Below are 10707 nucleotides of genomic sequence, written 5' to 3'. Positions count from 1 at the left end.
GGCTCGATAGCTCAGTCGGTAGAGCAGAGGACTGAAAATCCTCGTGTCCCTGGTTCGATTCCTGGTCGAGCCACCAGAGAAAAAGCACTAACATAAGTTAGTGCTTTTTTATTCCTTTAATAAATTATAAAGAGGTTATTCATAGAATAACCTCTTTATAATTTTCTTCCATCATATCTTAAGCTCTTCTATTAATTCTGAGATGATTTGGAGCTTACGGCGTAATAAACAAAATTATATAGAAGTATTTTTCTATTTTAATTCATTTAAAACTTGTTCAACATGTCCCTTAACTTTAACTTTTCTAAATTCTTTTATTAGTTTACCTTCTTCATCAATAATAAATGTGCTTCTTTCTATACCAAGAACTTTTTTACCATACATATTTTTTTCTTTTATAACATCATATAGCTGACATACAACTTTATCTTCATCACTTAGAAGGATAAAAGGCAAATTAAATTTTTCAATAAATTTATTATGTGAATTTAAATTATCTTTACTTATTCCAATAACTATAGCATTTAAATTATGAATTTCATTTATATTATCTCTAAAGTCGCAAGCTTCAGTAGTGCATCCAGGGGTATTATCCTTAGGATAAAAATACAATACGATTTTCTTTCCTCTATAGTCACTTAATTTATGTTCTTTTTCATCAGATCCAATAAGTTTGAAATCTGGCATTAAACTTCCTATTTCCATTATATTACCTCCTTTGATATTAATTATATTATAATACTAAGAATAATTATTATCAATAAATAATGATAAGCTTAGATAAAATTAGATTAATTATAGAAAATTTGTATATTTCATAAGAAACTCTGCTATAATTAATGATGTTAATAAATTATAAGACGAAGGAGAGAATTTTAATGGAAAATAAGGTTTTAGCAACAGTTGCAGGGAAAGAAATTAAGGAATCAGATTTAAAAAATATAATATCAAGATATCCAGAAGATAAGAGAGCATATTTTACTACGGATGAAGCTAAAAAACAATTGTTAGAACAAATTGTATCATTTGAATTAATAAATATACTAGGTAGAGAGTTAAAGATTAATGAAACAGAAGAGTATGCAGATAATGTAAAACAAGCTGAAAAAGATATATTAACTCAATTGACATTAAATAAGATATTATTAGATGTAACAGTTACAGAGGAAGATGCATTAAATTATTATAATAATAATAAAAATTTATTTACTCAACCTCCAACTGTTTCAGCAAAACATATATTAGTAGATAATAAAGAATTATGTGATCAAATAAAAAAAGAAATAGATAATAATGAAATAACATTTGAAGAAGCTGCAGTTAAATATTCAACTTGTCCATCTAAAGAACAAGGTGGAAATTTAGGATCTTTTGGTAGAGGTATGATGGTTCCTGAATTTGAAGAAGCTGCATTTGGATTAGATATTGATGTAGTAAGTGATCCAGTACAAACTCAATTTGGATATCATTTAATTAAGGTTGAAGAAAAGAATGAAGGATCAGAAGCTGAGTTTGAAGATGTTAAATCTAAAATAGTTAATCAATTATTACAAGAAGGACAACAAAGAAAATATTTAGATGTTGTTAAAGAACTAGAAAATAAATACGGAGTAACTAGAGCTTAGTATGAATTAAAAAGGTATGCTAAATATTAATTATATTGAGGCATACCTTTTTATTATTTAGGAAATTATAAAAGGTTAACATGTGAATAACGTTTTGCAATTTTATTTCTTAATTTATGAAGTGCTTCTATTAATTTTGACATGGCTTAGAACCTGCCATGGAATAAGTAAAAATTATATAGAAGTACTTTTTTATAATAATTCATTAAAGCTAAAAATATATTTATCAGATAATTTTTCTAACTCTTCCCTTTGATGAGCTGAGCTCTTATCATAAATGGCATAAACTGTTGCTCCAGATAACTTAGCACCTTTAACAGCTTGTATAATATCTTCAAAGATTAAACATTCAGTGGGATTTACATTAAGCTTAGCTGCAGACAATAAATATATATCAGGGTTATCTTTTGATTTATTTATCTCTTCAGTAGTAGTTATAGCGTCAAAATAATGATATATGTTATTGTTTTTTAATACTGCTTCTAATAAGGGAACTGAATTACTAGTAGCTAATGCCATTTTCACACCTTTATCTTTCAAGCTTTTTAAAAATGGGAGTACACCATCTTTTAGTTTAATATCATTTGAATAGTGATGTAGAGCCATAGTATTCCAAGTGGAAATTATTTCTTTTGTATCATCTTGTATTTTAAATCTATCTTTAAAATAATTTGCAGTTTCTGTAAGAGTAAGATGAGTTATATCTTCTTGAAGATTTTTAGAAACTTCATATCCAAAAGATCCTAAGTATTCTTTATCTATCTTAGACCAGATTTCCATAGAGTCTATTAGTGTACCATCTAAATCAAAAATTACTGCTTTAAAATTATTCATTTGTAAAACCTCCTTTTATAAAAATATATAAAAATTGTGACTATAGTGATAACTTTTTCATACAATAAAGTTAAATAGAATTTATTAAAAGGGGATAAAATTTATGTGAAAATTAATATTTTGTATTTACATTTCTATAATTCCAATAGTATTAATCTCTTGTAAATCTCTTGGATTCGATGAAAAGTTTGAAGAATTTCATAATTACATAGATTGTAAGTAATTATGTAGTAAATTCAATTTAGTAAGCTTATAATATTTAAATTTGAAATTAAAAAAAACCTCTCAATTTGAGAGGTTTTTTTGGTCGGGGTGACAGGGATTGAACCTGCGACCTCATGGTCCCAAACCACGCGCGCTCCCATCTGCGCCACACCCCGAAGTACATTATAATTATAGTAACTATATTTAATTGTGTCAACACTTTTAAAAATAAAATTTAAAATTATTTTACATAGAAATAAAAAATTGATAAAATATTTTAAAAGAATGTTTATATTTGTAATAAATAGGCAATTATTAAGATAGGAGGAAGAAAAATGAAAAGTACAACTTTAGTTATATTGTTTGGTAGTATAGGGTTTATGATAATAGGATTAATATCTTTATTAAGTAAGAAGATGAAAAGGTATTTTAAAGAAAGTGGTGTTTATAAAGACACTGATAATTTTATGAAATATAATGGAATATTTAATTTATCTTTAGGTTTAATAGGGTTAATATTAGGAATATTAGATATTATTTTAGTAGGAATCTCTAAGTACATAATAGTAATTTATATAATATTCATAATGACTTTATCAATATTACAAAATAGAACATTAAAAAAATATAGAAATATATAGAAATATATAGCTTAATACTAATATCTTTATAGAGATAAGATATAAAAGTTGATATAGAGAAATATAATATTATAAGAGCATTTTATATATCAACTCTAAGGACGAATTAATCCCAATTATGTATAGAATACATTTACATGCTCTAAATATCACATTTTTAAAAAATTACCATTGTCCAAGCTTTCCATAAGTGTTATAATGGTAAAGTATTATGTAGGGAGAGGGGGATGGTCGAGGGAGACCGATCAAGTATGAAGAAGAAAATTTTATCAATTGTTATAGCAGGTGCTTTAACAATAACTTCGGTAACACCAGTGTTTGCTACTCCTAATGAGGAAGTAATAGAAAATCAACAAAAGTATGACGCATTAAATCAAAAGATAGATGATATTCAAGGTGAAATATACAGTTTAAATGAACAAATAGCGCCATTAGCAGAAAAAGTTGAAAGTAATAAGCAACAAATGGCGACTATTCAAGAGGAAATAGACAATACTAATAAAGAAATAGAGGCTTCAAAGGTTGAAATTGAGGCTAAGGAAGAAACACTAAATAAAAGATTAAGAGAGTTATATAAATCAGGTGGCCAAGGAAGTTATTTAACTCTTTTATTCAGTGCAGAGAGTTTTAGCGACCTTATTTCAAAGATAGATTCTGCTAGTAGACTTGTTAGTATTGATAAGAAAATAGTAAATGATTTGCTTGATAAAAAAGAGAATTTAGATAAGAAAGTTGCTTCATTAGAAGAAAAATCTAATGAAATAGCTAAGATTAATGATGAAACAAATAAAACATTAGCTGAATTTGAAGCTAAGAAAAATGAACAAGAAGATCTTATTGCTCAAGCGCAAGCAGAGCAAGAGAAATTTGATGCAGAATATTTATCAGTTTCAGAAAGAAGTCTAGTTGAATCCCAAATTGAAACTTTAGGATCATCTAGTGATATTTCAGAGCTAAAAAGTGCAATTAATCAGTTAATAAGTATTAGGGACAATCAGCCATTAAAGAGCCCTACTGTTATAGAAGAAGTAAATAATGCAATTGAAAGTGGAACAGCAAGAATTGAGGATTTACAGGCTCAAGCAGCTATTTCTGATACTACTAATAGTAGTAACAATAGTACTATTACTCCAAATAGAGGTCAAACCTCTTCATCAGGAAATGCAATAGTAGACTATGCTTACACGTTAATGGGAACTCCATATGTATATGGAGCAACAGGTCCAAATTCTTTTGACTGTTCAGGATTTACAAGCTATGTTTATAGAAATGCAGCAGGAATAGAAATAACTAGAACTACTTATTCACAACTTGGAGTTGGTACATCAGTATCATACAATGAATTACAACCAGGAGATTTAGTATTTACTTATGGATCAGATCACGTAGGAATATACGTTGGTAATGGTCAGTATATACATGCTCCACAACCAGGAGAATCTGTTAAGGTTTCACCTGTTACATCATTCTATGCTGCAAGAAGAGTACTTTAATTAAGAAGTTAATATTAATTAAAATAAGTTTCGTCTAATTGACGGAACTTATTTTTTCCTTTAGAAATTATAAGAATGTAACCATTTCAATAATCTTTTATAAGTTTGTAGAAGTTTGTAGAAGTAAATATGTTGTGTTAGAGCGACTTGGAGTTGTGAGGTCGTGACTAATATAGCATATTTACTGTTTTTTTATATATAAGAAAATGAAAATTATGATATAATTTAATGGATTTAAGCTAAGACTTAGATAATGTATATAAATTTGTTATATATACGTAGAAATCTTATATTGAGGTAATTAAATGAGTAAGAATATTAATTTATTAGAAGATGAATCTATAGATGATTTACAGTTAGATAACTTATATTTAATACAAAAAAAGCAAGGGTTTAGATTTGGAGTAGATGCGGTGCTTCTATCTAATTTTGCTAATATAAAAAATAAACATAGGGTTGTAGATTTATGCACAGGTACAGGAATAGTTCCTTTTTTAGTTTATGGTAAATATAAGCCTAAAGAAGTAATAGGAATTGAAATTCAAGAGGATATGGTGGAGATGGCTAATAGAAGTAGTCAGTATAATGATGTTGAAGATATAGTTAAATTTAGAAATGCTGATTTAAAGAATATAGATTTCTTAAAAACTTTAGGAACTTTTGATGTATTAACTGTTAACCCTCCATATAAATTAAATAATTCAGGTATATTAAATCCTAATGATAAGTTAGCAATTGCTAGACATGAAGTAATGTGTAATCTAGAAGATGTAATGATAGCAGCTAGAAGGCTTTTAAAGGATAATGGAAGGATGTATATGGTACATAGGCCAGAAAGACTAATAGATATCTTTGAGCTTATGAGAAAACATAAAATTGAACCTAAAAGGGTACAAATGATTCAACCTAATGTTAAAAAAGCTCCTAATATAGTTTTAGTTGAAGGTCAACGTGATGGAGGGGCTTATTTAAAGTGGGAAGCTCCGCTACATATTTATAATGAAGATGGAACTTATACAAAAGAATTAAATGAAATTTATGGTAGGGAGGAATAATGATGGAAAATGGAAAATTATATTTAGTTCCAACTCCTATTGGTAATCTTAAAGATATAACTTTAAGAGCTTTGGAGGTTTTAGAAATGGTAGATGAAATAGCAGCAGAAGATACACGAACTAGTTTAAAGCTTTTAAATCATTTTAATATTAAGAAGAGTCTATTCAGTTATCACAAACATAATGAAAAAGGTAAGAGTCTAGATATAATAAATAAACTTAAGAGTGGATTAAATATTGCTTTAATTACTGATGCTGGAACACCAGGGATTTCAGATCCTGGAAGTGTAATAGTTGAAAGATGTATAGAGGAAAATATAGAATTTGAAGTTTTACCAGGTGCAACTGCAATAACTACAGCTTTAGTATATTCAGGACTAGATACAACTAGATTTTTATTTAGAGGTTTTTTACCTAGAGAAAATAAGGAAAGAAATCCTGTTATTGAGGAAGTGAAAAATGTTAGAGATACATTAATATTTTATGAAGCCCCTCATAGATTACTTAATACTTTAGAATACTTAAAAAATAATTTAGGTAATAGAAGGATTGCTATTTGTAGGGAGTTAACTAAGTTACATGAAGAAATATACAGAGGGAAAATATCAGAAGCAATAGATTTTTTTGTTGATAATAGGCCAAGAGGTGAATTTGTATTAGTTATAGAGGGAAAATCTCATGAAGATATTAAGGCTGAAAAAGAAGCACTATGGAGTGATTTAACAATAAGGGAACATTTGTTAAAAATGACAGAAGAAGGAATAGATAAGAAAGAAGCTATAAAATTAGTTGCTAAAGAAAGAGGAATAGCCAAAAAAGAAGTTTATAAGCATTCGATGGATATATAATTAAAACATTAGCCCCCTATAGTATACTATAGGGGGTTCAATTAAGAATTATTTTTTTAATTCATTTAAGCAGTTTTTACAGATATTCTTACCTTTGTAGTTAACAACATCTCTAGCATCTCCACAGAAAATACAAGCTGGCTCATATTTCTTTAAGATTATTTGTTCTCCATCTACATAGATTTCTAAAGCATCCTTCTCTGCTATATCTAATGTTCTTCTTAATTCTATTGGAATAACTATTCTTCCAAGTTCATCTACTCTTCTTACAACTCCTGTTGATTTCATAAACATCCTCCTTAAAACAAGTTTCGACATCGCGCAATGTTAATATTACTAAAAATGTAATTAAAAGTCAATAACAAAAGAAAAAAATTTTCAAAAAGTACAAATTTATTAGATTAAACAATTTATAAATACAATATACTACCATAAATTAGAAAAGTCAAGACTAATTAATCAAAATTAGAGTAAAATAGCAAAAAAATGTAGAATGGCTTGTCCTCTAGGATTGAGCCTTACTAAAAAAATAATTTAAAAATTTTATTAAAAAAATATTAATAAAAAAAGAAAAAAATGTAAATGATAATAAGGTATGAATAATAAATAAAATTATACAGATAGAAATAACTTGTAATAAGTTTATACATACTATATAATTTAATTAGAATAAAGAATAAAAGCGTAGAGGTGGATATAATGGTAAAGAGGATAGATACTAATTATATAACAGAAGTTGCAGAAGAAATGGCAAACGGTACTATGATTGCTTACGACGATTTACCGAAATACGATCTTTTTTTATCTCAAGTTATAGATTTTTTAAATGATAAATTTATTGAAGATAAATACACAAATAATATAGTTCAAAATTATATAAAGAGTGAAGTGATTAGTAAACCTGAAGATGGGAAAAAAAGAGGATATACTAAGATACATTTAGTTCAATTAGTTTTATTAAGCTATATGAGACCAGTACTTACTACAGAGGAAATTAAAAAAGTATTTAGTTTAGCTTTTAATGAAATTAATGATAGGTCAGATGATATTATATCTTGGGAAAAGGCTTATAAAATATTCTCAGAGACTCAAAGTGAAAGTTTTAAGGAATTTTTAAGTAAGCCTGCGGTAAATGAAGAGAAATTAGATAGCATAATTTCAGAATTAGAGTTAAATGAAAAAGATGAAAATAGTATAAGAACTTTTGTTATAGTAATGTCATTAATTGCTCAAGCAAGTGCTATTAAAAAGTTAGTTCAAAAAATAGTAAATGAATATCATTCAGAATAATAATGAGAGTTTAAAATTCCCCACTTATTAACGTATATAATAAGTGGGGTGATTTTATGGAAGAATTAGTTAATTTAGTTGCTAATATAGGATTTCCTATTGCTGTTTCTTTATATCTTTTGATTAGGATTGAAGGAAAGCTAGAGAATCTTACTAATAGTATAAATAACTTATCTCAAACAATAAATTCAATGAAATAAGAATAATCTTATGGAGGAGCTGTGGCATAATAAAAAATTAAGAATGAATAATGAAAAAATCTTGAAGAAGTTTTAAAAAGAAATTAATTTTAGTAATTCTTCATTTTTAATTTGTGATGTTTGTGCAGCAGCCCCTTCTATTTTTCATTAATACTTATCTATTAATTAGATATTTTTAGGCTTATAATATATTTAAAATATAAAGATTGGAAGAACTTTAATGAAGGATAAAATTATTATTAAAGAATCTGTTAGAGGAATCATTGAGTATATATTAAAGACAGGCAGTATAGATGATAGATATATGGGGAGCACTAGAGCTTTAGAAGGAACTATTGCTCATCAGAAGCTTCAGAGCAGTAATGAAAAAGCATATAGTAATTATCAAAAAGAAGTAAAACTTCAACAGGCCTTTGAAATAGAGAATGTGACTTTAATAGTAGATGGTAGAGCTGACGGAATAATAATTGAAGATAGTGATATTTATATAGAGGAAATAAAATCAACTATGAAGTCATTGGTTCTTATAGATGAAGATTATAATGAATTACATTGGGCTCAAGCTAAATTTTATGCTTATATATATGCAATTCAAAATAATATAGAATTAATTAATATAAGGTTAAGTTATTTTAATATAGAGACAGAAGAAGTAAAGAGTTTTAATAAAAGTTTTAGTAAAAATGATTTAGAAAATTTTGTGTTATCAATAATAAGTGAATATAAAAAATGGGTAATATTAAAATCAAATTTATTAACTGAAAGAAATGAAAGTATAAGAAAATTACAGTTTCCATTTGAAAGTTATAGAAAAGGCCAAAAGGAACTAGCTGTAGCTTGTTTTAATACTATAAAAGAAAAGGCAGTATTATTTGCTCAAGCACCTACTGGAATAGGTAAAACAATTTCCACAATATTTCCTGCAGTAAAATCTTTAGGAGAAGATAGGGGAGAAAGAATTGTATATTTAACTGCTAAGACTATAACTCGTACTGTTGCAGAAGAAGCTGTAAATAGATTAAAGAATAATAAGCTTAGTTGTAGAAGTATAACAGTAACAGCAAAAGAAAAGATTTGTTTTAAAGATAAATCAAGTTGTAATCCTGAACAATGTGAATATGCAGTAAATTATTACGATAAGGTAAATGATGTTATATTATCAATGTTAAAGGATGAAGATAGTTTTACAAGAGAAAAGATTGAAGAATATGCTAGAAAAGAAAAGCTATGTCCATTTGAACTATCTTTAGATTTAAGTCTTTGGTGTGATTTAATAATTTGTGATTATAATTATGCTTTTGATCCTAGAGCTAGATTAAAGAGATTTTTTGAGGAAGATGTGAATAAAAATATATTACTTGTGGATGAAGGTCATAACCTTGTGGATAGAGCAAGAAATATGTTTAGTGCCGAAATTTATAAGGAAAGAATTTTAAAGTCTAGCAAGTTGATAAAGGGAAAAGCTCCTAATTTATATAAATCCTTAAATTCTATTAATAGGTATTTAATTGATATTAGAAAAGAAGTTCAGGAGTCAGAAAGTACTAGCATATATAAGAATGAAGAATATAAAGACCTTTATAAATTACTTAGAATGTTTTTGAGTGAATGTGATGAGTATCTAATAAAGGCAACTAATACAGAAGGATATGATGAAATTAGAGAGCTTTACTTTGAAATAAGAGCATTTATATCTATTTCCGAGTTATATAGTAAAGAGTATGTAACTTTAGTAGAAATAAATAAAAATGATGTAAAAGTTAAATTATTTTGTGTAAATCCATCTAAAAATTTATCTAAGATAGTTAAAGGAAGTTATTCTACTACAATATTTTCAGCTACATTAACTCCCATTAATTATTATATAGATCTACTTGGTGGAGACGAGAAAAGCTATAGAATGAAACTTCCTTCACCCTTTAAAAAAGAAAACTTAAAAATTTACGGACATCCATTAAATATGAGATTTAAACAAAGAGAAAATAATATAGATAATGTTTGTAACTTAATATATAAGTTTAAGGGGGAAGAGGAAGGCAATTATATGGTGTTTTTACCATCTTATTTATATTTGAATCAGGTATATTCAAGATATATAGAACTATTTGGTGAAGAGAATACTATTTGCCAGGGAGAAGTATTAATAGAAACAGAAAGAGAAGAGTTTTTGAATAATTTTAAGGAAGATACAAAGATAATAGCCTTTTGTGTAATAGGAGGAGTTTTTTCAGAGGGGATAGATTTACCTGGAAGAAGGCTTATAGGAAGTGTAATAGTAGGAGTTGGTTTTCCTAAAATATCAAATGAGGGAGATATAATTAGAGACTATTATGATGAGAAGGGGTTTGATTATGCATATATTTATCCTGGAATAAATAAGGTTATGCAAGCAGCTGGTAGGGTAATAAGAACAGAAACGGATAAGGGAAGAATACTACTTATAGATGATAGGTATTATACTTTAAAATATAGAAGTTTACTTCCAAAGGAATGGGAATTAACAAAATAAAGGAGGGG

Annotated in this window: 11 protein-coding genes and 2 tRNA genes; 9 read left to right on the top strand and 4 right to left on the bottom strand. The window is 27.1% G+C overall.

Features of this window, described 5'->3' with window-relative positions; all coding sequences use genetic code 11:
* Positions 1–76 (top strand) — tRNA-Phe (locus ACQPVP_RS14625).
* Between the two features lie 176 nt (positions 77–252).
* On the opposite strand, the gene bcp is transcribed toward ACQPVP_RS14625, so the two are convergent.
* On the bottom strand, positions 253–705 hold the full coding sequence (bcp, locus tag ACQPVP_RS14620) for a thioredoxin-dependent thiol peroxidase (protein ID WP_430851169.1): 453 nt from the start codon (positions 703–705) through the stop codon (positions 253–255).
* Positions 706–878: 173 nt separating this feature from the next.
* On the opposite strand from bcp, the gene ACQPVP_RS14615 reads away from it, so the two are divergent.
* Positions 879–1625 carry a peptidylprolyl isomerase gene (locus tag ACQPVP_RS14615; RefSeq protein WP_430851167.1) on the top strand — a complete coding sequence of 249 codons (747 nt, stop codon included), beginning with the start codon at positions 879–881 and terminating at the stop codon, positions 1623–1625.
* A 192-nt stretch (positions 1626–1817) separates the two neighbouring features.
* On the opposite strand, the gene ACQPVP_RS14610 is transcribed toward ACQPVP_RS14615, so the two are convergent.
* Complete coding sequence (locus ACQPVP_RS14610; RefSeq protein ID WP_430851165.1) at positions 1818–2459, bottom strand: HAD family hydrolase; 642 nt, start codon at positions 2457–2459, stop codon at positions 1818–1820.
* 304 nt (positions 2460–2763) lie between these two features.
* Positions 2764–2839, bottom strand: a tRNA-Pro gene (locus tag ACQPVP_RS14605).
* A gap of 159 nt (positions 2840–2998) precedes the next feature.
* Between ACQPVP_RS14605 and ACQPVP_RS14600 the strand changes: the two genes are divergently transcribed.
* From ACQPVP_RS14600 to rsmI, 4 genes are all read left to right on the top strand, one after another.
* On the top strand, positions 2999–3304 hold the full coding sequence (locus tag ACQPVP_RS14600) for a hypothetical protein (protein WP_430851163.1): 306 nt from the start codon (positions 2999–3001) through the stop codon (positions 3302–3304).
* 251 nt (positions 3305–3555) lie between these two features.
* Entirely contained in the window at positions 3556–4797 is a 1242-nt protein-coding gene (locus ACQPVP_RS14595; protein ID WP_430851161.1) for an NlpC/P60 family protein, read from the top strand.
* Positions 4798–5102: 305 nt separating this feature from the next.
* A complete protein-coding gene (locus ACQPVP_RS14590; RefSeq protein ID WP_430851159.1) occupies positions 5103–5852 on the top strand; it encodes a tRNA1(Val) (adenine(37)-N6)-methyltransferase in 750 nt (249 codons plus the stop codon).
* A 2-nt stretch (positions 5853–5854) separates the two neighbouring features.
* On the top strand, positions 5855–6700 hold the full coding sequence (gene rsmI, locus ACQPVP_RS14585) for a 16S rRNA (cytidine(1402)-2'-O)-methyltransferase (RefSeq protein ID WP_430851157.1): 846 nt from the start codon (positions 5855–5857) through the stop codon (positions 6698–6700).
* 48 nt (positions 6701–6748) lie between these two features.
* On the opposite strand, the gene ACQPVP_RS14580 is transcribed toward rsmI, so the two are convergent.
* Positions 6749–6988: an AbrB/MazE/SpoVT family DNA-binding domain-containing protein gene (locus tag ACQPVP_RS14580; protein ID WP_016207519.1), complete on the bottom strand. Its 240-nt coding sequence runs from the start codon at positions 6986–6988 to the stop codon at positions 6749–6751.
* Between the two features lie 411 nt (positions 6989–7399).
* Between ACQPVP_RS14580 and ACQPVP_RS14575 the strand changes: the two genes are divergently transcribed.
* The 3 genes from ACQPVP_RS14575 (at position 7400) to ACQPVP_RS14565 (ending at position 10699) form a co-directional block, all read left to right on the top strand.
* Positions 7400–7990, top strand: coding sequence for a DUF1836 domain-containing protein (locus ACQPVP_RS14575; RefSeq protein ID WP_430851155.1), 591 nt, complete (start codon positions 7400–7402; stop codon positions 7988–7990).
* 56 nt (positions 7991–8046) lie between these two features.
* Positions 8047–8190, top strand: coding sequence for a YvrJ family protein (locus ACQPVP_RS14570; RefSeq protein WP_430851153.1), 144 nt, complete (start codon positions 8047–8049; stop codon positions 8188–8190).
* A gap of 220 nt (positions 8191–8410) precedes the next feature.
* Entirely contained in the window at positions 8411–10699 is a 2289-nt protein-coding gene (locus ACQPVP_RS14565; RefSeq protein WP_430851151.1) for an ATP-dependent DNA helicase, read from the top strand.
* Positions 10700–10707: the final 8 nt, after the last annotated feature.

The organism is Clostridium nigeriense, from assembly GCF_050585265.1.
Classification (GTDB): domain Bacteria; phylum Bacillota; class Clostridia; order Clostridiales; family Clostridiaceae; genus Clostridium; species Clostridium nigeriense_B.
This window is presented reverse-complemented; position numbering and strand designations above follow the sequence as displayed.